Annotated in this window: 25 protein-coding genes and 1 tRNA gene; 14 read left to right on the top strand and 12 right to left on the bottom strand. The window is 57.6% G+C overall.

Annotation, left to right across the window (positions count from 1 at the left end; translation table 11 throughout):
- Positions 1–10 precede the first annotated feature (10 nt).
- A complete protein-coding gene (locus QQG91_RS00490) occupies positions 11–895 on the top strand; it encodes a LysM peptidoglycan-binding domain-containing protein (RefSeq protein WP_285771026.1) in 885 nt (294 codons plus the stop codon).
- Between the two features lie 26 nt (positions 896–921).
- On the opposite strand, the gene zapE is transcribed toward QQG91_RS00490, so the two are convergent.
- Genes zapE through rsfS form a run of 3 tightly spaced genes read right to left on the bottom strand, consistent with a single transcriptional unit; the run spans position 922 to position 2,849 of the window.
- A complete protein-coding gene (gene zapE, locus QQG91_RS00485) occupies positions 922–1,980 on the bottom strand; it encodes a cell division protein ZapE (RefSeq protein ID WP_285771025.1) in 1,059 nt (352 codons plus the stop codon).
- 36 nt (positions 1,981–2,016) lie between these two features.
- The gene (gene rlmH / locus QQG91_RS00480; RefSeq protein WP_285771024.1) at positions 2,017–2,487 is read right to left on the bottom strand and encodes a 23S rRNA (pseudouridine(1915)-N(3))-methyltransferase RlmH; all 471 of its coding nucleotides are present in this window, start codon (positions 2,485–2,487) and stop codon (positions 2,017–2,019) included.
- A complete protein-coding gene (rsfS, locus tag QQG91_RS00475) occupies positions 2,487–2,849 on the bottom strand; it encodes a ribosome silencing factor (protein ID WP_285771023.1) in 363 nt (120 codons plus the stop codon). Before rsfS ends, rlmH begins: the two co-directional genes overlap by 1 nt.
- A gap of 383 nt (positions 2,850–3,232) precedes the next feature.
- On the opposite strand from rsfS, the gene QQG91_RS00470 reads away from it, so the two are divergent.
- The 8 genes from QQG91_RS00470 (at position 3,233) to QQG91_RS00435 (ending at position 11,077) form a co-directional block, all read left to right on the top strand.
- Complete coding sequence (locus QQG91_RS00470) at positions 3,233–4,267, top strand: calcium-binding protein (protein WP_285771022.1); 1,035 nt, start codon at positions 3,233–3,235, stop codon at positions 4,265–4,267.
- 195 nt (positions 4,268–4,462) lie between these two features.
- Entirely contained in the window at positions 4,463–5,869 is a 1,407-nt protein-coding gene (leuC, locus tag QQG91_RS00465; RefSeq protein WP_285771021.1) for a 3-isopropylmalate dehydratase large subunit, read from the top strand.
- Positions 5,869–6,474: a 3-isopropylmalate dehydratase small subunit gene (gene leuD, locus QQG91_RS00460; RefSeq protein WP_285771020.1), complete on the top strand. Its 606-nt coding sequence runs from the start codon at positions 5,869–5,871 to the stop codon at positions 6,472–6,474. The genes leuC and leuD overlap by 1 nt, the downstream gene beginning before the upstream one ends.
- A 360-nt stretch (positions 6,475–6,834) precedes the next feature.
- Positions 6,835–7,647 carry a hypothetical protein gene (locus QQG91_RS00455; protein ID WP_285771019.1) on the top strand — a complete coding sequence of 271 codons (813 nt, stop codon included), beginning with the start codon at positions 6,835–6,837 and terminating at the stop codon, positions 7,645–7,647.
- Entirely contained in the window at positions 7,647–8,624 is a 978-nt protein-coding gene (locus QQG91_RS00450) for an endonuclease/exonuclease/phosphatase family protein (RefSeq protein ID WP_285772369.1), read from the top strand. The genes QQG91_RS00455 and QQG91_RS00450 overlap by 1 nt, the downstream gene beginning before the upstream one ends.
- A gap of 65 nt (positions 8,625–8,689) precedes the next feature.
- Complete coding sequence (gene leuB, locus QQG91_RS00445) at positions 8,690–9,799, top strand: 3-isopropylmalate dehydrogenase (RefSeq protein ID WP_285771018.1); 1,110 nt, start codon at positions 8,690–8,692, stop codon at positions 9,797–9,799.
- A 160-nt stretch (positions 9,800–9,959) separates the two neighbouring features.
- The gene (locus tag QQG91_RS00440; protein ID WP_502881605.1) at positions 9,960–10,928 is read left to right on the top strand and encodes a DMT family transporter; all 969 of its coding nucleotides are present in this window, start codon (positions 9,960–9,962) and stop codon (positions 10,926–10,928) included.
- A gap of 72 nt (positions 10,929–11,000) precedes the next feature.
- Positions 11,001–11,077 (top strand) — tRNA-Pro (locus QQG91_RS00435).
- Between the two features lie 72 nt (positions 11,078–11,149).
- On the opposite strand, the gene ccoS is transcribed toward QQG91_RS00435, so the two are convergent.
- From ccoS to ccoN, 8 genes are all read right to left on the bottom strand, one after another.
- Positions 11,150–11,314: a cbb3-type cytochrome oxidase assembly protein CcoS gene (gene ccoS, locus QQG91_RS00430; protein WP_285771016.1), complete on the bottom strand. Its 165-nt coding sequence runs from the start codon at positions 11,312–11,314 to the stop codon at positions 11,150–11,152.
- Positions 11,315–11,316: 2 nt separating this feature from the next.
- Positions 11,317–13,506, bottom strand: coding sequence for a heavy metal translocating P-type ATPase (locus QQG91_RS00425; RefSeq protein ID WP_285771015.1), 2,190 nt, complete (start codon positions 13,504–13,506; stop codon positions 11,317–11,319).
- A gap of 4 nt (positions 13,507–13,510) precedes the next feature.
- Positions 13,511–13,978, bottom strand: coding sequence for a FixH family protein (locus tag QQG91_RS00420; protein ID WP_285771014.1), 468 nt, complete (start codon positions 13,976–13,978; stop codon positions 13,511–13,513).
- Position 13,979: 1 nt separating this feature from the next.
- Positions 13,980–15,407 (bottom strand): cytochrome c oxidase accessory protein CcoG, encoded by a 1,428-nt coding sequence (ccoG, locus tag QQG91_RS00415; RefSeq protein WP_285771013.1) that lies wholly within the window; start codon positions 15,405–15,407, stop codon positions 13,980–13,982.
- Between the two features lie 265 nt (positions 15,408–15,672).
- The gene (gene ccoP, locus QQG91_RS00410) at positions 15,673–16,551 is read right to left on the bottom strand and encodes a cytochrome-c oxidase, cbb3-type subunit III (RefSeq protein WP_285771012.1); all 879 of its coding nucleotides are present in this window, start codon (positions 16,549–16,551) and stop codon (positions 15,673–15,675) included.
- Entirely contained in the window at positions 16,548–16,745 is a 198-nt protein-coding gene (locus QQG91_RS00405; protein WP_285771011.1) for a cbb3-type cytochrome oxidase subunit 3, read from the bottom strand. The genes ccoP and QQG91_RS00405 overlap by 4 nt, the downstream gene beginning before the upstream one ends.
- A gap of 11 nt (positions 16,746–16,756) precedes the next feature.
- Positions 16,757–17,482 carry a cytochrome-c oxidase, cbb3-type subunit II gene (gene ccoO / locus QQG91_RS00400; protein WP_285771010.1) on the bottom strand — a complete coding sequence of 242 codons (726 nt, stop codon included), beginning with the start codon at positions 17,480–17,482 and terminating at the stop codon, positions 16,757–16,759.
- 12 nt (positions 17,483–17,494) lie between these two features.
- Positions 17,495–19,087: a cytochrome-c oxidase, cbb3-type subunit I gene (ccoN, locus tag QQG91_RS00395; RefSeq protein ID WP_285771009.1), complete on the bottom strand. Its 1,593-nt coding sequence runs from the start codon at positions 19,085–19,087 to the stop codon at positions 17,495–17,497.
- Between the two features lie 191 nt (positions 19,088–19,278).
- Between ccoN and QQG91_RS00390 the strand changes: the two genes are divergently transcribed.
- The gene (locus QQG91_RS00390) at positions 19,279–20,121 is read left to right on the top strand and encodes a universal stress protein (protein WP_285771008.1); all 843 of its coding nucleotides are present in this window, start codon (positions 19,279–19,281) and stop codon (positions 20,119–20,121) included.
- 26 nt (positions 20,122–20,147) lie between these two features.
- Here the strand turns inward: QQG91_RS00390 and fnrL are convergent, their stop codons facing one another.
- A complete protein-coding gene (fnrL, locus tag QQG91_RS00385; RefSeq protein WP_285771007.1) occupies positions 20,148–20,888 on the bottom strand; it encodes a transcriptional regulator FnrL in 741 nt (246 codons plus the stop codon).
- A gap of 64 nt (positions 20,889–20,952) precedes the next feature.
- Between fnrL and hemN the strand changes: the two genes are divergently transcribed.
- The 4 genes from hemN (at position 20,953) to QQG91_RS00365 (ending at position 25,671) form a co-directional block, all read left to right on the top strand.
- Complete coding sequence (hemN, locus tag QQG91_RS00380; RefSeq protein ID WP_285771006.1) at positions 20,953–22,308, top strand: oxygen-independent coproporphyrinogen III oxidase; 1,356 nt, start codon at positions 20,953–20,955, stop codon at positions 22,306–22,308.
- Between the two features lie 75 nt (positions 22,309–22,383).
- Complete coding sequence (locus QQG91_RS00375) at positions 22,384–23,892, top strand: malonate--CoA ligase (RefSeq protein WP_285771005.1); 1,509 nt, start codon at positions 22,384–22,386, stop codon at positions 23,890–23,892.
- A complete protein-coding gene (locus tag QQG91_RS00370) occupies positions 23,889–24,440 on the top strand; it encodes a GNAT family N-acetyltransferase (protein ID WP_285771004.1) in 552 nt (183 codons plus the stop codon). Before QQG91_RS00375 ends, QQG91_RS00370 begins: the two co-directional genes overlap by 4 nt.
- Before the next feature lie 52 nt (positions 24,441–24,492).
- The gene (locus QQG91_RS00365) at positions 24,493–25,671 is read left to right on the top strand and encodes an MFS transporter (RefSeq protein ID WP_285771003.1); all 1,179 of its coding nucleotides are present in this window, start codon (positions 24,493–24,495) and stop codon (positions 25,669–25,671) included.
- The last annotated feature ends 37 nt before the right edge of the window (positions 25,672–25,708 follow it).

Raw genomic sequence — 25,708 nt, 5'->3', positions numbered from 1 at the left:
GGGATTTGTCATGATCCGTTTAGTCCTTGCCTTTGTCTCCCTCGCCATTGCTGTTTGTGGCTTCATCGTCTTCATGCCGTTCGGCTCTGAGGAAACCCCGACCGACGCTCAGGTCACGCGCGCAGCAACAGATGCGACGATCTCCTCGCTGATGCAGGACGCCAACCCGACAGCGCTCGCGGTGGCGGCGGCACCCGCACCGATGGGCAACAGCACAGCGGCCAAAATTCTGGCCGCTACGGGCGGCGGCGTCCAGCCGGAGCAAAAGATCAAGACCGACAACTCGACATTGGCTGAGACCTCCGCCGCAGTGCTTGCCGCGCTCGGGGTGCAGAATGCCGATACGACCGTCACGGACGGCGGCGAATTCCAGGAGGTCACCGCCTCGATCCTTGCAGGGATCAATGGCGTCACGGGCAAGCCCCAAGAGGTCGCCCGCCCTGCAACGGGTCTTCAATCGCTCGTCGCGCAAGCCCTCAAAGAAGGCCAATCGGATTCCTACATCGACGCTCTTTTGAATGAAGCCGCGGTAGCGGGCGAAGTTGCGGTTCCCGCGATCCTCGTCACCTCGGACGGCAAAGTGGATACGGCAACTCTACTCGCCTCGATCGTCGCGGATGCTCAGACCCTTGCGGGAGGCGCAGCACCAGAGGTCCCCAACGTCCCGATCGGTGATGGCACAGGCGTCGAAGTTCGCGTTGTTCAAACCGCGACCGACACGAAACAGTATCGCTTCTATACTGTCGGCACGGGCGACAGTCTCGGGTCGATCGCCATCAAGTTTTATGGCTCGGTAGCGCATTATCCCCGCATCTTCGAGGCAAATCGCCAGATTCTTTCGAGCCCTGATCGCATCCAGACGGGCCAGCGTCTGATCATCCCCGATATCTCGTGAAATAAAGGCGACCAAAAGGTCGCCTTTTATTCCTCGCGGCCCCAGTCGGCGCCCTGCATCTCGCGCAGTCGGCTGGCTGTGCGCTCGAACTCGAACGCGCCCTCGCCCTCGACATAAAGCCGTTCGGGAATATCCGCAGCAGAACAGATCAACCGAACCTTGGCCTCATAGAGCGCGTCGATCAACGTGACAAACCGCTTGGCCTCGTTGAAGTTGTGACGGCTCAGGCGGGGAATATCTTCCAAAATGAGCACCCGAGCGGCTTCGGCGATTGCGATATAATCAGCGGGCCCAAGCATCTTGCCGCACAAGTCAAAGAACGACGCACGGGCCACGCCGTTATAGAAGCCGGGAAGCTCCACATCGCGGGCTTTGATCCGAAGCACCAAAGGCTTTGCCTTGCCTTGGGTGAAATCGTCCCAAATAGACGCGATCGCGGCGCGCGCTTCGGGTGAGATCGGCGCGAAATAGGTCTTTTCCCCGGCAAGCCGCCCTTGACGGTGGTCGGTTCTACTCGCGAGCTCGCGCACCTCGAGCTTTTCTTTGATCAGCTCGATAAAGGGCAAGAAGAGATTGCGATTCAGTCCATTCTTGTAAAGGTCATCAGGCACACGGTTCGATGTCGTCACAACGGTGACGCCTGCTTCGAAAAGCTTTTCGAACAGACGCCCGACGATCATCGCGTCGGTGATGTCGGTAATCTGCATCTCGTCAAATGCAAGGAAACGGACACGGGCGGCAAGATCGTCCGCGACAGGTTTGATCGCGTCATCGACGCCTCGCTTGCGCGCGAGGTTCATTTCCGAATGGACCCACTGCATAAAGGCGTGGAAATGGCTGCGTTCCTTTGGAACGTCGACGATATTGAACAAAAGGTCCATGAGCATGGACTTGCCACGCCCTACGCCACCCCAAAGATAGAGCCCCTTTACAGGTTCGGGTTTCTTGCGGAAGAGCCCCCTTTTGATCGGGCGAGACAACTCCTCGCGGACACGTTCAAGATCATCGAGCACCGAAAGCTGAGCGGGATCGGACTTGATCGTCCCCGCCGCAACAGCGGCATGATAGGCCTCGTGAATTGTCATCTTTGGGCAATCCCTATCCAAACAGCCATTAGAACATCACTCTCTGTGATAGGGCGATCCCGAGAGGATCGACGCCGCGCGATAAAGTTGCTCGCTCAGCATGACCCGAACAAGCATATGCGGCCAGACCATTTTACCAAAGGAAAGCGCAGCATCTGCTTTGGCACGGAATGCAGGATCGATGCCATCTGCACCGCCGATGACAAAGGCGACATCCTGACGGCCTTGGTCACGCCAGCCGCCAAGCTGCTCGGCAAAGGCGGGGGACGTCATGACTTTGCCGCGTTCATCGAGGATACAAATCAAAGAGCCGCTAGGGATGGCGCGCTCGATCAAGCTCGCCTCGGCAGGCATGCCGCCGCCTTTCTTATCCTCGACCTCGATGATATTCGCTGGCCCGAGCGCAAGCGCCCGACCGGTGCGGTCAAATCGCGTCAGGTAGTCGTTGATCAGGTCGAACTCGGGGCTCGCCCGAAGGCGGCCCACCGCAACGATATGGACGCGCATCAGCCTGCGGTATGCGCTCCGGACGGGAGCCACATCTTCTCGAGCTGATAGAACTCGCGCACTTCGGGACGGAACACGTGAACAATCACGTCACCCGCATCGATCAGCACCCAGTCACCGATTTCGGCGCCTTCGACTTTGCACAGAATACCGAACTCGGCCTTGAGCTTTTCGGCAAGCTTTTGCGAGATCGAGGCAACCTGACGGGTCGAACGACCAGAGGCGATCACCATATGATCGGCGATGGAGGTCTTGCCGCGCAGATCGATCTGCACGATGTCTTCGGCTTTATCATCATCGAGAGATGCAAGGACAGAGGCGAGCGTATTATCGCTTGTCGTCATGGTAGCGTTCGCCGTCATTTACGGCCTCGCAGTTGCGGCGCGTGCCGCAGTATATTCGAGAGACAGGTCATTGTCCTCCGGGGGTTGCGCGTCGCCTCAACTCCCCGACGCTGGGACTATTTTAAAAGTAGCAGTGAAAGCTCCCGTTTTCAACAAAACGCGTCCTTTCACTTAAGCAGAGCGGCATTTGGCGCAGATTGCGGCAAAGCTCAACAGCTAAAAGTCATAAACGCTGTGCCGTAGTTCAATCAACTCGGCATTTTCCGGGTGGTTATCGCATGAATTGATTTTGGCACGGTCTTTGCAAGGAAACATCATAATATTTCAATGATACCCTAAAATGCTTTCAACCAAAGTCGTTACTACGCTCAACACGCGCGTAGTGTGGAGTGGATATTGTCATGTTGGCTTTTATTTTTTTCTTACCCCTGTTTGCTCTGGCCGGCCTTGTGACCGGACAGCCGACCGAGGACTCGGATGAAGACCAGCTCCCTCAAGCCGATGATTCCCTTGATACCGATGGGCTGTTGAATAACGACATCATCAACGCCCCCGACACCGTAAGCGCAGACGACAACCTGATCAGGGTCGCCACAAACCAAAGATTTTGGGGCTCCGACGATGGCGAAGAAATCACCGGCCACGAAGGCAACGACATCATCGGCGGTATGGGCGGCAACGATTTCATTGACGCAGGCCGCGGCGAAGACCTCGTTTATGGCGGCAACGGCAATGACGTGATCAACGGCGGAGCAGATGACGACCGACTTCTCGGCGGGGATGGCGACGATCAGATCTTCGGTGGCCTCGGAAACGATATGCTTTACGGCGGCAGAGGCACCGACACCTTGTTCGGTGATCTTGGCGATGACGTCCTCTCGGGCGATGCAGATGACCTTCTCTATGGCGAGGACGGTTCGGATGTGCTGCGCTTCAACGAAGGCGGCACAGGCGGTGTTGCATATGGCGGCTCGGGTGACGATGTTCTCTTCTCTGGCGGCGGCGGCGTCATCCTGTCGGGCGGCGCAGGAAGTGATCTTTTCTGGTCCTCGTCCCAAGACGATCCCATTTCCGCGAACGGCGATCTGAACGATGTGATCGTGTCGGACTATGATCCGAACGAAGACATCCTTGTTCTTCAACTCACCAATGGTCCGGATGACAATCCCGCACATCTGGAGCAGATCACCCCCGATATGTTCAGCTTCACCGTCACCAATGTGACGACGGAGCTTGGAACCGCTGCGCGCGTCGATCTCTATTTCAATGACGGCGGTCTCGATCTTTCGAGCGTAACCAAAGGCGGGAGCCTCACTCTCGTGGGGATCGACGCCTCGGAAGTGAACACCGACGAGATCTACGTTGTCATTCGCGACGAAAATGCCGCACTCGAAGCGCAGGTGACCGCGCCGATAATCAGAGCCGCGCACGCCTGACACTTGCGAGACTCAGGCGCAGGGTGTATCTGGCCCCTATGAATATGGTATTCGACATGGCCGATCGGTCGCGCCTGCCCTGGAGGTTCTTCGGCGCAACCCACACCATTCTCGCCCGACTTTGATCGCGGCGTGCGCTTTTGCGCGACCAATTCCTACTGTCAAAATCCACGATACATTGAACGGGAGAGGACCATGTCCCCCAAGACCCTCTATGATAAAATCTGGGACGCACACGTCGCCCACGAAGCAGAAGACGGCACCTGCCTTCTCTACATCGACCGCCACCTCGTCCACGAAGTGACCTCGCCGCAGGCCTTCGAAGGTCTGCGTATGGCTGGCCGCAAGGTGCGCGCACCTGAAAAAACCATTGCCGTGCCGGACCACAACGTTCCGACCACGCTCGACCGTGCCAACGCGTCGACGATGACCGAAGAGTCCCGCATCCAGGTCGAGGCCCTCGACAAGAACGCCAAGGACTTCGGCATCAACTACTATCCCGTCTCCGACGTCCGTCAGGGCATCGTGCACATCGTCGGACCCGAGCAGGGCTGGACCCTTCCGGGCATGACCGTTGTCTGTGGCGACAGCCACACCGCGACCCACGGCGCATTCGGCGCATTGGCCCATGGTATCGGCACTTCGGAAGTGGAACACGTTCTGGCCACCCAGACCCTGATCCAGAAGAAGTCCAAGAACATGAAGGTCGAGATCACCGGCAAGCTCAAGCCGGGCGTAACCGCCAAGGACATCACCCTTGCCGTGATCGGCGCAACCGGCACCGCCGGCGGCACCGGCTATGTCATCGAATACTGCGGTGAAGCCATCCGCGACCTTTCGATGGAAGGCCGTATGACCGTCTGCAACATGGCCATCGAAGGTGGCGCACGTGCAGGTCTCATTGCTCCCGATGAAAAGACCTTTGCCTACTGCAAAGGCCGTCCCCACGCCCCCAAAGGCGCCGATTGGGACAAGGCCGTAGAATACTGGAAAACTCTCTTCACCGACGAAGGCGCGCACTTCGACAAGGTCGTCACGCTCAAAGGCGAAGAGATCGAGCCCGTTGTAACCTGGGGCACCTCGCCCGAGGACGTTCTGCCGATCTCGGCCGTCGTTCCCGCGCCCGAGTCCTTCAAAGGCGGCAAGGTCGAAGCCGCCAAGCGCGCCCTTGACTACATGGGTCTGACCGCAGGTCAGAAGCTCACCGATATCAAGATCGACACCGTGTTCATCGGCTCCTGCACCAACGGTCGTATCGAAGACCTTCGCGCTGCTGCCGAGATCCTCAAAGGCAAAAAGATCAAGGACGGCCTGCGTGCTATGGTCGTTCCGGGTTCGGGCCTCGTCCGCGCTCAAGCCGAAGAAGAAGGCATCGCCCAGATCTTTATCGATGCGGGTTTCGAATGGCGTATGGCCGGTTGCTCGATGTGCCTTGCGATGAACCCCGACCAGCTGGCCGAGGGTGAGCGCTGCGCTTCGACGTCGAACCGCAACTTCGAGGGCCGTCAGGGCTACAAGGGTCGCACCCACCTCGTTTCGCCCGCAATGGCTGCTGCCGCTGCAATCACTGGCCACCTGACCGACGTTCGGGAGATGATGTAATGGAAAAGTATCAGAAACTCACTGGCATTGCGGCCCCGATGCCGCTCGTCAACATCGACACCGACATGATCATCCCCAAGATCTTTCTCAAGACGATCAAGCGGTCCGGTCTCGGTGTGAACCTCTTTGACGAGATGCGCTATGACCGTCAGGGCAACGAGATCCCCGATTTCGTCCTGAACAAGCCCCAGTATCGCGATGCAGAAATCCTGATCGCAGGCGACAACTTCGGCTGTGGCTCGTCGCGTGAACACGCGCCTTGGGCGATCGCTGACTTCGGGATCAAGGCCATCGTTTCGACCTCGTTCGCAGACATCTTCTTCAACAACTGCTTCAAGAACGGCATTCTGCCGATCGTTCTTCCGCAGGACGTTGTGGATGTTCTGATGAAGGACGCCGAAAAGGGCTCGAACGCCCGTATGACCGTCGATCTTGAAAACCAGACCATCACCACTTCGGACGGTCAGGAATTCAAGTTCGAAGTCGACGCGTTCAAGAAGCACTGCCTTCTCAACGGTCTCGACGACATCGGCCTGACGATGGAGCATGTTTCCGCCATCGACGCCTTTGAAGCCAAGAATAAAGAGGCGTTCCCCTGGGCCTAAGCCCTTGGCGATATAACCGACACAAAGGCCCGCTCTTTCGAGCGGGCCTTTTGCGTTAGGGCTCCGTAGTCGTCTCGGACTCCACACCTACTAAATACGGTATTTCAATAGATTATCGCCGAACAGAGGCCGCCAAATGGTTGCATTCTCGCACCACCTTTGCCCCAAAACCGCCCAATAGATTTCGTCCTGTTAACCCACGAGTTGCGAAGGTTGGGAAAAATGGGCAACATTATGACAAATATGAGGCAGTCCGTCACAATTGGGCGGAATCAAACTGGGAAAAGGTCACGGCAACGTATCGCGACCGACCGGATTGAGGAAAAGAGAGCAGTGATCAAGCGAATTGCAGGAGCAATTGTGCGTACTATTCTTGTGGTGTTGCTGGTTGCAACGCCCTCGATTGTCCTGCCCGAAACGCATTCTGACACAGCACTTCTTATTGCGCTCATCGCAGTTGTCGCAGCGATATTCACCTTTGCCGAATACAATTCCGAGTATCCGAGCCTTGTCGAATTCCGCGATGCCCCGCCCTTTAACCGCATCCGCTTTGTCGCATTGGGGATCACGGTTTTTGCCCTTTCGCTCATCTGCCTTGGAACCGAGAACCCGACGACCCTCACCCAACTTCTCGGCTCGACGGGCGCACGACTTGGCGAGCTGATCGACTTCCCCTATTCGCCCGTGCGTCTCGTGCTTCTGGTTCTGCCGACCGATGCCCCCGCCGAATCCGTTACGACGCTGCGCACGGCTGCGGGCGTGGCCTATTTCTTCTCGATTGTCTCGCTTGCCTTCTTCGTTCTGATGGTGCGGTTCAACGGATGGCCCACCAAACCCGGCGGCTTCAATGTCTGGACCAATCTTCCGACCTTCGACCCCACAGCAGGGGGCGATATCGTCGAACGACTGAACCGTGACGGTCAGATTAACATTATCTTAGGCTTCCTTCTGCCATTCATCATTCCGGCTCTGGTCAAATTCGCGTCTGACACCTTCAGCCCGATCAGCCTTGAGAGCCAGCACACGATGATTTGGACCGTTACGGCATGGGCTTTCCTTCCTTCCTCTTTGATCATGCGCGGCACCGCGATGGGCCGTATCGCACAGATGGTCGAAGAAAAGCGCAAACGCTCGCACGAAGCCGAAGAAGCCGAGAACTACTTGCCTGCTTAATCTCGGTCTGGCTGGGCTCCCCCCTCGCGTCCGAGAGCATCAAAGTCGCAACCTTCGCCGCCCCTCTAAGCCGCGAAGGTCCCGGACTTCTGCTTCGCGATCTAGTCGAAGCGTCGGATGACCAGATCACCGCCATCGAACTTGTGATTGCCCAAGCCGACGCTGATGTCCTCGTCCTGACCGACTTCGACTTTGATACGAACAGCCACGCTGCCGATGCGTTGATCGCCAATCTGGAACATCACGGCGCGTCCTATCCACATTCTTTCGCGCTCGAACCCAATGCAGGACAGGCAACGGGTCTCGACCTTGATGCAAACGGCAAAAAGGGGGAGCCACGCGATGCCCAAGGCTATGGCCGATTTCTTGGGGATGGGGGGCTCCTTGTTCTTTCGCGCTGCCCTCTTGCTCTTGCCGAGGACCACTCTGCACGTCTCTGGCAGGACCTACCGCAAACCCGAATGCCGCCCGAGACGCCCGATGCGATCAAAGCGGTTCAACGCTTGCCCTCTTCTGGGCATTGGGTCTTGGATGTCGACTGCGGTCCCACCTTCCAACTCGCCGTTTTTGCTGCGACTCCACCCGTTTTCGATGGCGAAGAAGAACGCAACGACAGACGCAATGCCGACGAGATCACACTTTGGACCACTTGGGCATCACTCAGGCCCACGCCCTTTGTCATCGCAGGAAACGCCAACCTCGACCCTCAAAAGGGCGAGGGTTATCATGAGGCGATTATCTCGCTACTCGAGCTGCCGACACTCCAAGATCCCCTGCCCGACCTCGACACCGCCTTTTGGCCTCCCGAAAAAGGCGGAAACCTGAGGGTGTCTTATGTGCTCCCCTCAAAGCATTTCGATATCTTCGACGCGGGAATAATACATAACGCGCAAATCGGAGCGCACGCACTGGTCTGGATCGAAATCTCGGCAGAGACGTCAGAAAACAAGAGAGCCGAGACGACTCTTTCACCTTGATTTCTTGACCATTCGAGACGTTCGGTTTAGGCGAGTGCAACCTCGTTCAGACAAGGAAAGACCAGATGTCCAACCCCTCGATCCTGATCCTCGCCGGCGACGGCATCGGCCCCGAAGTTATGGCCGAGGTCAAGAAGATCATTAACTGGTACGGCGACAAGCGCTCTATCAAATTCGACGTTTCCGAAGACCTCGTCGGTGGCTGCGCCTATGACAAGCACGGCACCCCGCTTCACGACGATACCATGGCCAAGGCTCAGGAAGTCGACGCTGTTCTTCTCGGTGCCGTTGGTGGCCCGAAGTACGACGATCTCGACTTCTCGGTGAAACCCGAGCGCGGTCTTCTCCGTCTTCGCAAAGAAATGGACCTCTACTCCAACCTCCGTCCGGCACAGTGCTTTGATGCTCTTGCCGACTTCTCGTCGCTCAAGCGTGACGTGGTTGCAGGTCTTGATATCGTTATCGTCCGCGAACTGACCTCGGGCATCTACTTCGGTGAGCCGCGCGGCATCATCACCGAAGGCAACGAGCGCGTCGGTATCAACACCCAGCGCTACACCGAGTCGGAAATCGCGCGCGTTGCCCGTTCGGCCTTTGAACTCGCTCGCCGCCGCAACAACAAGGTCTGCTCGATGGAGAAGGCCAACGTTATGGAATCGGGTATCTTGTGGCGTCAGGTCGTGACCGAGATCCACCAGAAAGAATATTCGGACGTCGAGCTGTCGCACATGTATGCAGACGCAGGCGCTATGCAGCTTTGCCGCTGGCCCAAGCAGTTCGACGTGATCGTCACCGACAACCTCTTCGGTGACCTCCTTTCGGACGCTGCTGCCATGCTCACCGGTTCGCTCGGCATGCTGCCTTCGGCTTCGCTCGGCGCTCCCATGGCCAATGGTCGCCCCAAAGCGCTCTACGAGCCCGTACACGGCTCGGCTCCCGATATCGCAGGTCAGGGCAAAGCGAATCCGATTGCGTGTGTTCTCTCCTTTGCAATGGCGCTCCGCTATTCGTTCGATCTCGGCGACGAAGCCGACCGTCTGGAAAAGGCCGTGGAAAAGGTTCTCGCCGATGGCGTGCGCACTGCCGACCTCCTCGGAGAAGAGGGCGTCACGCCCGTCAGCACCTCCGAGATGGGCGACAAGATCGTCGAGGCATTGGACGCATCGCTCGCGTAACTCTTGCGACAAAACATGGGAAAAGGGCGCTCTCGGGCGCCCTTTTTTTGCGGGCATGCAACTTTTGGCAAGTCATAGCGTTGACCAATTTCAAACAAGCGCCCAAGGTGCATTTGCACGAATATGTTTGCGCTACCAGAGGACCCAAATGGTTGAAGTCGTGAAAAACAACGTCGTAGGCGCGCTTTATGCACTCTTGGCGATGGGGATATATGCGACCCATGACGTGGTCGTAAAGCTGCTTGGCGGGACCTACTCTGCGGTGCAAATCGTATTCTTCGCTGCGCTCTTCAGCTTTCCCATCGTGACGGTCATTCTGATGAGCGACCGCGAGCGGGACAATCTGATGCCGCGCCACCCCTATTGGATTGCACTGCGCACCGTTTGCACGGTGATCACGGGCGTATCGGCTTTTTACGCGTTCTCGACGCTTCCTTTGGCGCAAACCTATGCCATCCTCTTTGCCTCTCCGCTTCTGATCACGATCCTTGCCATCCCGATGCTTGGCGAAAAAGTCCGGATTCGTCGCGGTCTTGCCGTTGTCGTCGGTCTTGCTGGGGTGATGGTCGTCCTCAACCCATCAGTGACAGAGTTCAGTCTTGGGCACCTTGCCGCGCTTGTGGCAGCCGTGTGCAGCGCCTTTGTCGCCGTGATTGTCCGCAAAATCGGCAATGAAGAACGCAGCGTCGTTCTGATGCTTTATCCCATGATTGGCAACTTTGTCGCCATGGGCGCAGCGCTCCCGTTCTTTTACGTGCCGATGCAGATCGAACATATCGGGCTTTTGCTGATCATTTCGGTATTCGGGATCATGGGCGGCTTTTTGGTGATCAAAGCCTATCGCGCGGGCGAAGCGATGATGGTCGCGCCCATGCAATACAGCCAGATCCTCTGGGCCACTGCCTATGGCTATCTGTTCTTCGGCGAGTCGCTCGAACTCAACACCGTGATCGGTGCAACAATCATTATCGCTTCGGGCGTCTATATCGTCCTGCGCGAAGGCAACAGCGATGCCTCTTCAACGCAACCTGTGCTGCAAAGCCGCCTTCGCAACGAGACCGTCACCTCGCCTCGCGCAAGCATCCTGAGCCGCGTCTGGTTCGGTAAAACCGTTCGGTCGAAGTCCTAGCGAAAAAGCAGTGCCGAGGCCCTTTCCGGCCTTGCCAAACACCGCGATAGCTAGTAACTCGCGGACCACGGTCGGAGCGTAGCGCAGCCTGGTAGCGCACCTGCTTCGGGAGCAGGGGGTCGGAGGTTCGAATCCTCTCGCTCCGACCAAATTCCCGATTTTCGGAAAAACAAAGGCGCGGAAATATCCCGCGCCTTGTTTCGTTTCAAAGGTTGCGAATTCTAGCGATCTTCTGCAGGCAATTCATCGAAATCGCGTCGCAGAATGCGCTCGGCATCGCCATCTGGATCATCATACTGGCTGTTGTGCATGGTCCAATAGAACCCAAGCAACCCGAGAATCCCGAGCCCGATCGAAACGGGTATCAAAATGACTAGCACATCCATCGTTATCGAACCCTTAATGCATTAAGGGAAACTATAATCGAAGACGTCGACATCGCAATTGCCGCAGCAAGCGGAGTTGCAAAACCCATGAACGCAATGGGCACCGCTATCAAATTGTAGACAGCCGCGACGGCAAAATTCTCCAGAATACGCGTTCTTGCAGACTTCGAGAGGCGCATGGCACGCCCGATATTCGACAAATCTTGGGACACCAGAACAAAATCCGAAGCGACTCGGGTGGCTTCGAGCGCCGAGGCAGGCGCCGCCGACACATGTGCCGAAGCAAGCGCAGCGGTGTCATTGAGGCCGTCCCCGATCATCAAAACCTTGGCACCCTTGGCCTGAAGCGACTGCACAGCCGCAACCTTTTCATCGGGCATCATGTCCGCCTGATAGGCGGGAATCCCAAGATCACGGGCAAGATCGGCAACAACGGCCTCGGTGTCACCGGACAATAGGGTCATCGGAATCCCGCGCTCGCGAAGCGTTTGGACAAGTTCCCGCGCACCGGGTCGTAGCGCATCTTCAAAAGAAAGCTGCACGGGTTCATGGCCTTCAACCATGAACATCGTGCCCTTGCTCTGGGGAGTATTCGTCACCCAGCTTGCCCGGCCAAGTCGGACAGTCAGCTCCTCCCACTGACCCTCAACGCCTTGTCCGGGCAATTCGGTGATATCCGACAAGTTTACCCAAGGTAAAGACATGTCTTTCGTCACTTCTACGATCGCTTTGGATCGCGGATGCGCCGAACTTTGGGCCAAGGCGTGCATTATCGCAAGAGATTCTTTGCTCAATTGATGTGCGCTATGAAAACTCGGCCGTCCGAGGGTCAAAGTGCCCGTTTTGTCAAAGACCACGTGGTCCACTTCGGCAAGCCTTTCGAGCGCGCTCGCGTGTTTGACCAAGAGCCCCGCTTTGAACAAACGTCCCGAGGCAACGGTCGAAACCGCAGGCACAGCGAGCCCAAGCGCACAGGGACAGGTGATGATGAGAACCGCAACCGCAATATTCAGAGCGAGCCGCACGTCACCATGGCTGAGCCAGAGCCAAAGCCCGAAAGCGACCAATGCCAGCAAATGCACCAAAGGCGCGTAAATGCGGGCGGCGCGATCCGCGAGCGAGTTATATCGTGACTTGGCCTGCTCGGCGACCGAAACCAGATCGGCCAAGCCGTGAAGCAATGTATCTTCACCGACGGCATCAGCACGGACTTCGATAGCACCGGTAAGGTTCACCTCGCCTGCACGGATGAAATCACCTACACCAGCAGGAACAAGGTCCGTCTCACCCGTGAGAAACGCGCGATCAAGCTCGGTTGCGCCTTTGATGATGGTGCCGTCTACGGGCACACGCGAGCCGGGTTGAACAAGGAGAATATCTCCAACGACCACATGTTTGAGGGCAATCGTCTCGGCATGACCATTCCTCAACCGAAGCGCCATCGGCGCCTCCATAGCGGCAAGTTCGGTCGCCGCTGACCGAGCCACACCGCGCATTCTCTGATCCAGATAACGTCCGGCAAGCAAGAAGAACGTCAGCGACAAAGCAGCATCGAAATAGGCGTGCGCACCACCCGACATGGTTTCGAACACCGACATGACCGAAGCCAAGAAAATGGCGAGCGAGATCGGAACGTCCATGTTCAGGCGTCCGACTTTCAGAACAGACCAAGCGCTTTTGAAAAAGGGTTGCGCCGCGAACACGATTGTCGGAAGCGCGATCCCGGCGGAAATCCAGTGAAAGAGATCCCGCGTCGCATCGGTAGCGCCCGACCAGACAGCGACCGAAAGCAGCATGACGTTCATCATCGCAAAGCCCGAGACGCCGAGCCGCATGGCCAGATCCCGAGACGCGCGGTCGGATTCCCCCGCGGTCAGCGTGGCCATATCCAGCGGCGAGGCCTGATAGCCGAAAGAGGCGATGCGCTCCACGATGTCTTCGACCGAAATCCCCGCAGAGACTTTGACGGTCGCGCGTTTGCGTGTGAGGTTGACGCGCACATCTGCAACGCCGTCAGTGGCCATCAAGCCATTCTCGATGGCCGAGATACAGGCCGCACAATGAACCGTCGGCAACGAGAGTTGAAACTCCTGATCCGCAGTTGCCGCTGTGCCCTTGGCCCGCTCGATGGCCAGAGGGGTCGCGATACAAGCCGGACAAGCGGCGACTGAGGGCACTTCGGAAACGCTCATGATCTCAGCTTTCTACGATCACAACCACGCGCTGTTTGAACAGGGTCCCGTCCTGGGCCAGCGCTTCGAAACGAAGGTTCCAGTTTCCCGGAGCGGTGGTCACAGGCGCACGATACATCGTTCCGTCAAAGACAAATGCGGGCGCTTGGTCGTCCCGCACACTCGTGGCACGGCCAAAGGTTCCGTTGACAGACTTTACCTCGACAGGCTTGCCGTCCGCATCGGTGATCATCAGATGAAGCTCGCCGTGCTGCACCCGCGCGTCGATGGTCCAGCCAAGCGCTTCCTGCGCTTGGCGATCTTTGTCGAAGGTTTGGCTCGCCACATAAGAATTTTTCACCTCGAGACCCGGAAAGGTTTTTACCGCGCTATAGGCCAGCACGAGATTGACCGAGATGATGACGACAAAGAACGAAGCGAAGATGGCGAAAAACTTGGGGCCGGTGATCGGGCCGCGGAAAAATGCAGTCATCCTAGTTCTCCCGTCCGTTGAAGATGGTTTCTTTGTAGGCGCGGTCATTGTTGGTCAGATCGGTGATCCAGAAGGTAAAGGGCGTGCGCTCTGCATGGGCAGCGTCGGAAGTCGCAGGGGCGTCGACATAGACGCGCACCTGATAGGTTTCGTCAGCAGGCACGGTAACCAGCGTGCCGTCAACACCTTCGACGTCGATGCTCAAATCGGACCCATTACTTACCGAGAGACCGAAAGGCCTTGCCTCACCATGCTTGTTCTGGAGACGGATGTCATAGACATTACGGATGGTGCCGTCGGATTGCACGATAAAGGTCGGGTTGCGGACAGGGGCCACGGTCATATTGATCTCGGGGCGGATAAAGAGCGCAAAGACAAGAGCAACACCGATAGCCGACCAGAGAGAGGTGTAGAGGATCGTGCGCGGACGCAGGATGTGCTGTAGGATCGGTGTCGGGGCCTGACCTGCACGCTCTGCCGCTTCGTCCTTGAGTGCGAGATAGTCGATCAAACCACGCGGCTTGCCGATCTTCTCCATCATGTCGTCGCAAGCGTCGATACACAGGCCGCAGGTGATGCACTCCATCTGTTGCCCATCGCGGATGTCGATGCCCATCGGGCAAACGTTCACACAGGCCATGCAGTCGATGCAATCGCCCTGCTCGCCCGTTTCCTGACCCTTCTTGAGCTTGCCACGCGGCTCTCCGCGCCATTCGCGATAGCCGATGGTGATGGTGTCTTCGTCCATCATCGCAGCCTGAATACGCGGCCAAGGGCAGGCATAGATACAAATCTGCTCGCGCGCGATCCCGCCAAAGGCAAAGGTCGTCGCAGTCAGGATCGCCATCGTCGTATAAGCGACGGGGTGCGCCGTACCATTCAGGAGAGCGGTGAAAAGCGTCGGCGCATCAGTGAAATAAAAGACCCAAGCACCACCCGTTGCGAGAGCGATCAGAACCCAGATGACCCATTTCGTGATGCGAAGACGGAACTTGCGTAGGTCCCATTTGGCATTCCACAAACGGACCCGTGCATTGCGGTCGCCCTCGACCCAACGCTCGACGAGGATGAACAAATCGGTCCAGACCGTCTGGGGGCAAGCATAACCGCACCAGACGCGACCAAGCGCCGAGGTAAACAGAAACAGCCCCAGACCCGCCATGATAAGAAGGCCTGCGACGAAATAGAACTCCTGAGGCCAAATCTCGATCCAGAAGAAAAAGAACCGCCGACCTGCAAGGTCGACCAGAACCGCTTGATCGGGCAATTCCGGCCCACGGTCCCACCTGATCCAGGGGGTGAGGTAATAGATGCCCAAAGTGACGGCCATGATGACCCACTTCATCGAGCGGAAAAAACCCGAGACACGGCGCGGGAAAACAGGTTCCCGAGCGGCGTAAAGGGACGGCGGTGTATCGGAGGAGGACATAAAGGAATCCTAAAATTTCAGATCTGTTCGCATGGTCCTTTTTGCACGGCTCCGAGTCACCTTCTTTGACCCAGATCAAGATTGTGCCAACTGTGAACAAAGGCCGCTGGAATGCGAAAACCTCCGGTGCGGGGAAAATTCCCGACCGGAGGTTCCGCCCTCTCGCCAGAGGGAGCCATCAGTCCTGCGTCATGCGCGAACAGGGGCTGGACCGATGGAACCGGGCGGCGTGGCTGCAACACGCCGCCGGGTATTCTGCTTGTGGTTACTCGCCGCCGCCGAGCTGATGGACGTAAGCCGCAACAGCGTTGATTTCGGCAGCCGTGAGGCCGACACCGGGGCGGAATTCTTCGCTCCATGCGGGCATCACGCCAAAGCGTGCTTTGGTGACGGTTTCCTTGAGCGTGTCGAAGTCACCGCCATAAAGCCAGATCGCATCGTTGAGCGTCGGTGCACCGAAGTCACGATTGCCTTCGCCTGCATCACCGTGGCACGAGGCACAGTTGTCGAGGAAAAGGGGCTCGCCTGCCGCTGCGAGGGTCGCATCGGCTTCTTGACCCGAAATCGAAAGGACATGGTTCACAACCGCGTCGATCTCGCCTTCTTCGAGGATGTCGCCAAAGGCGGGCATCTCGACCCAGCGGGCATCGCCCGACTGTTCGTTGCGGATACCGTGCGTGACCGTGAAAGCGATGTCTTCGATGCTGCCACCCCAGAGCCAGTCGTTATCCAGAAGGTTCGGATAACCCTTGGCACCTGCGGCACCCGAGCCGTGGCACTGCGAACAGTTGGCACGGAACACGGCGGCACCACCGTTGATGGCGAACTGATGAAGCTCGGCATTATCCGCAAGCGTCGTCAGATCGATCGAGGCAAGCTCGGTGGTCAGAGCGGCGTTCTGCTCTTCGACGGCTGCGATATCGGCGGCAACGTCCGCGCGGGTCGAGAAGCCGAGATAGCCTGCCGTCGCGCCCTTGAGCATCGGCCAAGCAGGATAGGCGATCGTGTACCAGATCCCCCAAACGATGGTCGCATAGAAGACCCAAACCCACCAACGCGGGAGAGGATTGTTGTATTCTTCGATACCGTCCCAGCTGTGGCCGGTCGTCTCGACTTCGTGTTTATCTTGCGTCTTCTTGCTCATACCCGAGCCTCCGCACCTTCGATGTTGCTGTCTTGGGCAGGCGCGTCCTCGTTGCGGAAAACAACCGCAGCGGCGTCATCGTGGGTGGCGCGGCTTCCCGGGCGCCAAGCCCAGAAAAACACGCCCACGAAGAAGAGGAACAGCGCCAGAAGAACCCAGCTGTCTGCGATTTCACGTAGGATGTGATAGTTCATCACGCCCTCCCTTACCGGCTTGCGTCGGGGGTAAAGGTCGAGAAGTCGACCAAAGTGCCAAGCATCTGGAGATAGGCGATCAACGCGTCCATTTCGGTCACGGCGTCTTGGCCATCAAAGTTGCTTACCACTGCACCCGGATAACGCTCGACAAGACCATCGTAGTCGCCGTCGGGATCGACTTGCACAAGGAAGTCGGCCTGGGCTTCTGCGATCATCTCTTCGGTGTAGGGAACGCCCACAATCGCATGCGTTTCCATCAGGTCTGTGATGTAGGTCGGCTCGATGACGGCATTCGCAAGGAAGCCATACTTCGGCATGACCGACTCGGGCACGACCGATTGCGGGTTTGTGAGGTGGTCGACATGCCATTCGTCGGAATAGCGACCACCGACACGTGCAAGGTCGGGACCCGTCCGCTTCGACCCCCACTGGAAGGGGTGGTCGTATTTGGACTCGGCTGCGAGGCTATAGTGACCATAGCGCTCGACCTCGTCGCGCATCGGACGGATCATCTGGCTGTGACAGACGTAGCACCCCTCACGGATGTAGATCTCGCGACCTGCCAGCTCCAGCGGGGAGTAGGGGCGAACGCCCTCTACATCCTCGATGGTGTTTTCCAGATAGAACAGCGGAGCGATTTCAACGATCCCGCCGATAGTGACCACTGCAAGGCTACCGATAAGCAGCAGAGTGGCGTTTTTCTCAAGAACCTTATGGCGATCAAGGATACCCATAATCAGTTCTCCTTATTCTGCGGGGGTGGCGACTGCAGCAGGCACGCGCTTGCTGAAGGCAGTCATCCAGAGGTTGTAGCACATGATGATCGCGCCGGTGAGATAGAGCACCCCGCCCATGCCGCGAACGACATACATCGGGAATTTCGCACTTACCGTGTCGGCGAAGGAGTTCACGAGGAAGCCCTGCGCATCGACTTCACGCCACATCAGACCTTCCATGATGCCCGTGACCCACATGGAGCCGGCGTAGAGCACGATACCGATGGTGGCGAGCCAGAAGTGCCAGCTCACAAGCTTGAGGCTATAGAGCGACTGGCGACCCCAAAGGCGCGGCGTCAGGAAGTAGAGCGCTGCGAAGGTGATCATACCGTTCCAGCCAAGAGCGCCGGAGTGGACGTGACCGATGGTCCAGTCGGTATAGTGCGACAGCGAGTTCACCGCGCGGATCGACATCATCGGGCCTTCGAAGGTGGACATACCATAGAAGCCCAGCGAGAAGACCATCATACGGATGATCGGGTCGGTGCGGATCTTGTCCCATGCGCCCGAAAGCGTCATCAGACCGTTGATCATACCACCCCAGGACGGCATCCAGAGGATGATCGAGAACACCATACCGAGGGTCGAAGCCCAGTCGGGAAGCGCGGTGTAGTGGAGGTGGTGCGGACCTGCCCAGATATAGAGGAAGATCAGTGCCCAGAAGTGGATGATCGACAGCTTGTACGAAAAGACGGGGCGTTCGGCCTGTTTGGGCACGAAGTAGTACATCATTCCGAGGAAGCCTGCGGTCAGGAAGAAGCCCACAGCGTTGTGGCCATACCACCACTGGGTCATCGCATCCTGAACACCTGCCATCACCTGAACCGAGCGCGAACCGAAGATCGATACCGGAACAACGAGGTTGTTCACGACGTGGAGCATGGCCACGGTCACGATGAACGATAGGAAGAACCAGTTCGCAACATAGATGTGCGGCTCTTTGCGCTTGATAATCGTGCCGAGGAAGACGGCAAGATAGGCAACCCAAACAACGGTCAGCCAGAGGTCGACATACCATTCGGGCTCTGCATATTCTTTCGACTGGGTCGCACCGAGCAGATAGCCCGTCGCTGCCAGAACGATAAAGAGGTTGTAGCCCCAGAACACAAACCAACCAAGGTTGCCGCCCCAAAGGCGCGTCGCCGAGGTGCGCTGCACGATATAGAACGACGTCGCGATCAGCGCGTTACCACCGAACGCAAAGATCACCGCCGAAGTGTGCAGCGGGCGAAGGCGACCGAAGTTGCCGAAGCCTTGAAGAAATTCAAAGTTCAGCGCCGGAAAGGCCAACTGAAAAGCGATAAAGGTGCCAACCAGAAAACCGGCAAGGCCCCAAAAAGCAGTTGCGATAACACCATAACGAATGACGCCATCATTATAACCGGTCGGTGCAGGCACCGAAGGTTCTCCTGTGCGGCGGACAGTCCAGATGAACATGCCAGCAGCGACGGCCATCACGATCAACGCGTGGACCTGATACGCCAGGTCGCGCGCGAAGTTCGCGGCGAGTGCGGCCAGCAAGGCAATAATGCCAAAGACCGCGATCTTGATCCAATCCCACATAACAAGCGTTCCCTTATTTCGCCCACGCAGAATCGTGCGCAGGCTGTTCAGCTCTGGTTAGGGGTTTCACATTCGCGAGAGATCGCCGCCTTGATCCATGTCAAGTTTTCAGACGCCAAGCTCTGATAGTCCTTTTTCTAGTGAACGGAGGGGATTCCCCCATCCAATTCGTCGACTTGGGAGAGCAACCGATGGCTTACAAAACGATTTCGGTCGTAGTTACCGATCAAGAAGCCGACCATGATGCCCTGATGAGCGCCTTCAATCTCGCCGTTGCAGGCGGTGCGCATCTTGACGTGCACTGCATCGGAATCGATCCCGCCCGTTTCGAAGCCGTTCCCATCGGGAGCGCGGCAAGTCTTGCGGTGAACGCACTTGAAGACGCCCGCCAGAGCGCCGAAGAGCTTGCCGCTTGGGTGACTGCGCTTCTGCCCAAAGACTATGGTCCCTTGGCGGTCATTCCTTCGGTGGTGCCGCAAATGGGGATCGAGGCCATGGTTGCGCGGCTTGCGAGCTATTGCGACATCGTCGTTGCCGCCAAACCCTATGGCCCCCAAAAGAACCCGCTACACGTAACGGTTCTGGAAGCAGAACTCTTCGGGTCTGGCGCGCCCGTTCTGGTCATTCCGCACGGTGAGGTTCTTTCAGGAGAGCCCTTCCGTCAGGTTCTGGTCGCGTGGAATGAAAGCAGTGAATCCTTTGCCGCCATCCGTGCCGCCCTGCCCGTGCTCAAACAGGCGCACCGCGTCCATATCGTGATGGTCGACCCGCCTGCGCATTCTCCCGAACGCTCTGATCCCGGAGGGGCGATTTGCTTGATGCTTGCGCGCCACGGGGTCAAAGCCGAAGTCTCGATCCTTGCCAGAACGATGCCGCGCATTTCCGAGGTTCTGACCCGTTTCGCAATCGATCACGCTATCGATGCCATCGTGATGGGCGCCTATGGCCACTCGCGCTTCCGCGAGTCGATCCTTGGCGGCGCGACGCGGGATTTGCTCGAATATACAAAAATACCGCTCGTTATGGCGCACTAATGCGCCACAACGCGATAAAATTCGGATCAGGCGATCAGACCACCGTCCATATCGTCACCGGTCTCGGCGAGCAGCGCTTCAAAGTCCTCGACAAGGATTTTGCGCTTGCCGTCGAGCGTGATGATCCCCTCTCGCTTGAGCGCCGAAATCTGACGGCTCACCGTTTCGAGCGTGAGGCCAAGATAATCGGCCATCGCTTCACGCGTGAGGGGCAAGTTGATTTCGATACGCCCCTTGAGATTACCCATCGTCAAAGTGGATTCGCGTCGCGCGATGATGGCCAAAAGGCTCGCGATTTTTTCCCGCGCCGTTTTGCGCCCGAGGATCAGCATCCATTCGCGCGCTGCATCGAGCTCGTCCAGCGTCATGTCCAAAAGCCGTTCGGCAACATGCGGGGTAACGGCCATCAACTGTTCGAACGGACGCCGACGAAAACAGCAAAGCGTCACTTCGCTCACGGCTGTCACGTCATAAGCCGAGGCGCTGCGACCCGGTCGGCCGATAAAATCCGAGGGGAGCAAAAGCCCCAACATTTGCGTGCGACCGTCTTCGAGCGTTTGGCTCAGGGTCGCAACACCGCGAACCACGGAGCCGAGAAAGCTCATCTCGTCGCCCGCCCAGGCAATGGTCTGGCCCGCTTCATAGGTTCGATAATACTTGATCGCTTCAAGCCGTTCGAGCTCGTCGCTGTCACACTTCGCACAGACCGCCCGATGGCGGATCGGACACTCGCCGCAGTGGATTTCATTGGTCAGTGGTATCGTCAAACTTTGACCCTCGGTTCGCGCGTGCAGTGCCTTTACCTTAATCCATTTTGCCCGAGGATATGCAATGGTTTCTCATGAAAGACTTCGCGAATTGGGACTATTTGACGCCCGTGCGCCAAGATACACAAGCTATCCGCCTGCAAACCATTTTTCGAATGATGTCGCTCCAACGACAACCACAGAGTGGATCAGCGCCATTCCTTCGGGCGCAAGAGTGTCTTTGTATTTCCATATCCCCTATTGTCGGCGGCTCTGCTGGTTCTGTGCTTGCCGCACGCAAGGCACCTCGACGGATCGGCCGCTTGTGCCCTACCTTGCGCTCCTCAAGAAGGAACTCGAGCTTGTGGGAAGAAACCTTCGCAAGGATGTGATCATCAGCCAGATCCATTTCGGCGGGGGCACTCCGACTTTGTTGCCGCCCTATATGATCCGCGAGCTTGGGGCTGCGGTTCGGGCGTTCCGGCCACTAGCCGAGGATCTCCAGTTTTCGGTCGAGATCGACCCGACAGAAGTGGACCAAGCCCGCATCGACGCTCTGGCAGAGATCGGTATGACGCGCGCATCGATCGGGGTTCAGGACTTTGACCCGATCGTCCAGCAATCCATCGGTCGCGATCAAAGTTTCGAAGACACGCGCCGCGTTGTCGACATGCTCCGCGCCGCAGGGATCACCTCGCTCAACATGGACATTCTCTACGGCTTGCCGTTCCAAACCAAAGAACGGATGGCGGACAGTGTGCAGCGCGTTCTTTCGCTCAGCCCCGACCGTGTTGCGCTCTATGGGTATGCCCATGTGCCGTGGATGGCGAAACGTCAGGTCATGATCCCTGCAGACGAGCTGCCCAGCGCCGAACAACGGCTCGAGCTTTTCGATACCGCGCGCGAATTGTTCCTCTGGGACGGCTACGAAGAAATCGGGATCGACCACTATGCCCGCCCCGACGACAGTCTGGCGCTCGCCAACCGCAACAACACCATGCGCCGCAACTTCCAAGGCTATACGGACGACACATCGGATGTTCTGATCGGGATGGGAGCCTCGGCCATCTCGCGCTATCCCCAAGGCTTTGCGCAGAACGTCTCCGCCTCGTCTAAATATGCAACCCATATCGAAGAGGGCCATCTTGCGACCGAACGTGGCCATACGATGTCAGACGATGATCTTTTGCGTTCGGATATGATCGAAAGCCTGATGTGCAATTTTGCCGTCGACTGCAAAGCGCTTGCCGCGCGGCATCACAAGACGGAAAGCGAAATCTTTGCCATGACCGCACGGATGAGAGAGCGTTTTCACGACCAGCTTGTGATCGAGAATGGCGTCATCCAACTCAACGGAAGCGCGCGCCTTATCGCTCGGCTTTGCGCTCAGGAAGTCGATGCCTACGCGATGCCCGAAGGACGCCATAGTAGGGCTCTTTGACGCCCTCTCCGCAAAGAGCCTTGTTTTGGTCGAAATGTTGGGGATAGTCGCGCTCGAACGAGTTTTGAGGGCACAATGGGTAATCCGCTTTTTGATCGGCTTTTCGGACGCCATATCGGCAAGACTTCTACCTTTCTCATCCTTCCCGATGGTTCGAGGTTGAGCCATGGCCGGTTTCTGAAACTTGCCGCACGTTATGCCCATGCTCTCGCGGAACTGGGTTTGAAAACGGGGGACCGCGTCGCCCTTCAGGTCGAAAAATCGCCCAACGCCTTGGCCGTCTATGCGGCCTGCGCCCAGTCGGGTCTCGTGTTTCTGCCTTTGAACACGGCCTATACGGCACATGAAGTGGACTATTTCGTCTCCAATTCGGGGGCAGGTCTTCTAATCGGAGACCCCGAAAAAGCGGGAAACCTTTCGGATGTCGCGTCCCGCTATGGTGCAAAATTTCTTACCATGGACGAAAGCGGCAACGGGTCTCTGGCGGCAAAGGCTGCCGGCAAACCCGAAGAGTTCGAGACGGTCGAGCGATCACAGGACGATCTCGCTGCGATCCTTTACACTTCGGGGACGACAGGGCGCTCCAAAGGCGCGATGCTCTCGCAGCGCAATCTTTTGTCGAATGCCGAAGTGCTCTGTTCCGAATGGCGATTTGACGAAAACGACGTGCTGCTGCACGCGCTCCCGATTTTTCACACGCACGGGCTTTTCGTCGGAACCAACATCTCGCTTCTTGCGGGCGGCGCGATGATCTTTTTGCCCAAGCTCGATGTGGATGCGCTTATCAAATGGATGCCGACCGCAACGACGATGATGGGCGTTCCGACGTTTTACACCCGCCTTCTCGGCGATGCGCGTTTCACCAAAGAACTGACCAAGACCATGCGTCTTTTCGTGTCGGGGTCCGCGCCTCTGCTGGCGGAAACGCATCGGCGCTTTTTCGACCGCACGGGTCACAAAATCCTTGAACGCTACGGAATGACCGAAACCAACATGAATACCTCGAACCCCTATGACGGCGAACGTCGACCGGGGACGGTCGGGCTCCCACTCCCCGGCGTCGAGGTCAAAGTCTGCGACAGCGAAGGAAATGACCTTCCTCGCGGGGAAATAGGCACCCTCGAAGTGCGCGGCGAGAACGTGTTCCAAGGCTACTGGCAAATGCCCGAGAAGACGCGTGAAGAGCTCCGCGAGAACGGGTTCTTCATCACAGGCGATCTCGCCCAGCAGAGCGAAGACGGCTATGTGACCATCGTCGGCCGCGCCAAGGATCTCGTGATTTCGGGGGGGTTCAACATCTATCCCAAAGAGGTCGAAGAAGCGCTCGACACCCAAGAAGGCGTGCTTGAAAGTGCGGTGATCGGTGTGCCGCACCCCGACCTCGGCGAGGCGACCGTAGGGATCATCGTCGCCAGATCAGGTGCCACGCCCGACCTCGACTCGATCCAGCTCAACCTCGGGAACCGTCTTGCAAGGTTCAAACAGCCGCGCAAATTGATCCTGATCGACGCGCTTCCCAGAAACACGATGGGCAAAGTGCAAAAAGCCGCTTTGCGCGAAACCTATAAGGACCTCTTTGCATGACCGGCTTTGATCCTCAGCCTTCGATCTCGGGTTACGGCATTGCTATCGCACCGCTTTGCGAGGCGGACCGCGAGGGGCTTTTTGCGGCGGCGGCCCATCCCGAAGTTTGGGCAGGCCATCCCGCCAAAGACCGCTACAAACCCGAAGTGTTTCATCCCTATTTCGATTTTCTGCTCGAAACAGGACATGCGCTTGCCATTCGTGACGGCGCATCGGGCGAAATTATCGGAACATCAAGTTTCTACCCCGCGCCTGATCATGAAAACAGCATTTCCATCGGGTTCACATTCCTGACCAACAGCCGTTGGGGCGGGACCACGAACTTTGCGGTAAAGCGGCTCATGCACGAACACGCCTTTGCCCATTTCGATGAAATCTGGTTCCACATCGCGCCCGACAACATCAGGTCGCAAAAGGCCACGTCCAAGCTTGGCGCGCGGTTCCGATACGACGCCGCGCTCGAGATCGGGGGGCCTGCAAAGGATTGGAAATGCTACGCCCTGTCGCAAAAAGATTGGGAAGCCGTCGTGAAAGAACGTGCGTTCTGAGGAACTTGCGTTATCTAGACATGACTACGAAGTCTCGGGGAGGAGCTTTCGCATGCGTCTTGGCCTTATTGTTTTGATCGTCGGATACGGGCTGAGCCAGTTCTATCGCGCGTTTCTTGCTGTGTTCTCGGGGGTTCTGTCCTCTGATATCGGCGTTACGCCCGAAAGCCTCTCCACCGCGCTCGGGACGTGGTTCGTGATCTTTGCCCTGATGCAGATTCCCGTGGGGGAAGCCCTCGACCGGATCGGGCCGAGGATCACGACTTCCGTTCTTCTCGGTGTTGCTGCGGGCGGCGGGGCAATTGTCTTCAGCTTCGCGAGCACGCCTTGGCATGTGAACCTTGCGATGGCTCTGATCGGCATCGGGTGTTCGCCCGTGCTCATGGCCTCCTACTTCATTTTTGCCCGCGTCTTTCCGCCGGCAATGTTCGCAACCCTCGCAGGGGCAACGCTCGGTTTCGGCTCTTTGGGCAATATTGCAAGTTCGGCACCAACGGCTTGGGCCGTGGAAGTGATCGGCTGGCGCGAAACGATGCTGATCGTGGGCGTCCTGACCTTTGTCGTCGCAATCGTGCTCTTTTTCACCATCAAAGACCCCGAAAAGGTCGAAACCGCGCACCGCGGTTCGCTGCTCGATCTGTTGAAGATGCCCGTCCTGTGGCCGATCTTTGTCATGGTCGCCGTGAACTATATCCCTGCCGCAGGTATTCGCGGGCTTTGGTCGGGCCCCTATGCCGCCTCGGTGCTTGGGGCGGACACCGCTACAATCGGGAACATTACCCTTGTCATGGGTCTTGCGATGATTGCGGGGAACTTTGCCTATGGTCCGATGGATCGGCTCTTCGGGACCCGCAAATGGGTGATCTGGGGTGGAAACCTGATCGGTATGTTCGGGCTCATCGGTCTTGCACTCTTTCCCGCCAGCGGGATCGTTGCAGCCACCGTTATGCTTGCGATCGTCGGTTTCTTCGGCGCGTCGTTCCCGATGATCGTGGCGCATGCACGCGGTTTCTTCCCCGCCCATCTCACGGGTCGCGGGGTGACTTTGGTGAACCTCTTCTCCATCGGATCGGTCGGCCTGAGCCAATTCGCAACGCGTCCGTTGTTCGAGTCGTTTCAAGCCTCAACATCCTCTCCCGCCGAGGCCTATAGCCTTCTGTTTTGGTGCTTTGCGGGGCTGATCGGCTTTGGATTGGTCATTTATCTTTTCGCCAAGGACCGAACAGACTGACAAGGCACTTTTACTTGGTGCGCTTTGCCAGTATACG

The sequence above is a fragment of the Marivivens sp. LCG002 genome, from assembly GCF_030264275.1.
Lineage (GTDB): Bacteria > Pseudomonadota > Alphaproteobacteria > Rhodobacterales > Rhodobacteraceae > Marivivens.
This window is presented reverse-complemented; position numbering and strand designations above follow the sequence as displayed.

Coding starts and splice junctions, on each gene's coding strand:
- QQG91_RS00490 (WP_285771026.1), top strand. CDS start 11: ATGATCCGTTTAGTCCTTGCCTTTGTCTCCCTCGCCATTGCTGTTTGT.
- zapE (WP_285771025.1), bottom strand. CDS start 1,980: ATGACAATTCACGAGGCCTATCATGCCGCTGTTGCGGCGGGGACGATC.
- rlmH (WP_285771024.1), bottom strand. CDS start 2,487: ATGCGCGTCCATATCGTTGCGGTGGGCCGCCTTCGGGCGAGCCCCGAG.
- rsfS (WP_285771023.1), bottom strand. CDS start 2,849: ATGACGGCGAACGCTACCATGACGACAAGCGATAATACGCTCGCCTCT.
- QQG91_RS00470 (WP_285771022.1), top strand. CDS start 3,233: ATGTTGGCTTTTATTTTTTTCTTACCCCTGTTTGCTCTGGCCGGCCTT.
- leuC (WP_285771021.1), top strand. CDS start 4,463: ATGTCCCCCAAGACCCTCTATGATAAAATCTGGGACGCACACGTCGCC.
- leuD (WP_285771020.1), top strand. CDS start 5,869: ATGGAAAAGTATCAGAAACTCACTGGCATTGCGGCCCCGATGCCGCTC.
- leuB (WP_285771018.1), top strand. CDS start 8,690: ATGTCCAACCCCTCGATCCTGATCCTCGCCGGCGACGGCATCGGCCCC.
- ccoS (WP_285771016.1), bottom strand. CDS start 11,314: ATGGATGTGCTAGTCATTTTGATACCCGTTTCGATCGGGCTCGGGATT.
- QQG91_RS00425 (WP_285771015.1), bottom strand. CDS start 13,506: ATGAGCGTTTCCGAAGTGCCCTCAGTCGCCGCTTGTCCGGCTTGTATC.
- QQG91_RS00420 (WP_285771014.1), bottom strand. CDS start 13,978: ATGACTGCATTTTTCCGCGGCCCGATCACCGGCCCCAAGTTTTTCGCC.
- ccoG (WP_285771013.1), bottom strand. CDS start 15,407: ATGTCCTCCTCCGATACACCGCCGTCCCTTTACGCCGCTCGGGAACCT.
- ccoP (WP_285771012.1), bottom strand. CDS start 16,551: ATGAGCAAGAAGACGCAAGATAAACACGAAGTCGAGACGACCGGCCAC.
- QQG91_RS00405 (WP_285771011.1), bottom strand. CDS start 16,745: ATGAACTATCACATCCTACGTGAAATCGCAGACAGCTGGGTTCTTCTG.
- ccoO (WP_285771010.1), bottom strand. CDS start 17,482: ATGGGTATCCTTGATCGCCATAAGGTTCTTGAGAAAAACGCCACTCTG.
- ccoN (WP_285771009.1), bottom strand. CDS start 19,087: ATGTGGGATTGGATCAAGATCGCGGTCTTTGGCATTATTGCCTTGCTG.
- QQG91_RS00390 (WP_285771008.1), top strand. CDS start 19,279: ATGGCTTACAAAACGATTTCGGTCGTAGTTACCGATCAAGAAGCCGAC.
- hemN (WP_285771006.1), top strand. CDS start 20,953: ATGGTTTCTCATGAAAGACTTCGCGAATTGGGACTATTTGACGCCCGT.
- QQG91_RS00375 (WP_285771005.1), top strand. CDS start 22,384: ATGGGTAATCCGCTTTTTGATCGGCTTTTCGGACGCCATATCGGCAAG.
- QQG91_RS00370 (WP_285771004.1), top strand. CDS start 23,889: ATGACCGGCTTTGATCCTCAGCCTTCGATCTCGGGTTACGGCATTGCT.
- QQG91_RS00365 (WP_285771003.1), top strand. CDS start 24,493: ATGCGTCTTGGCCTTATTGTTTTGATCGTCGGATACGGGCTGAGCCAG.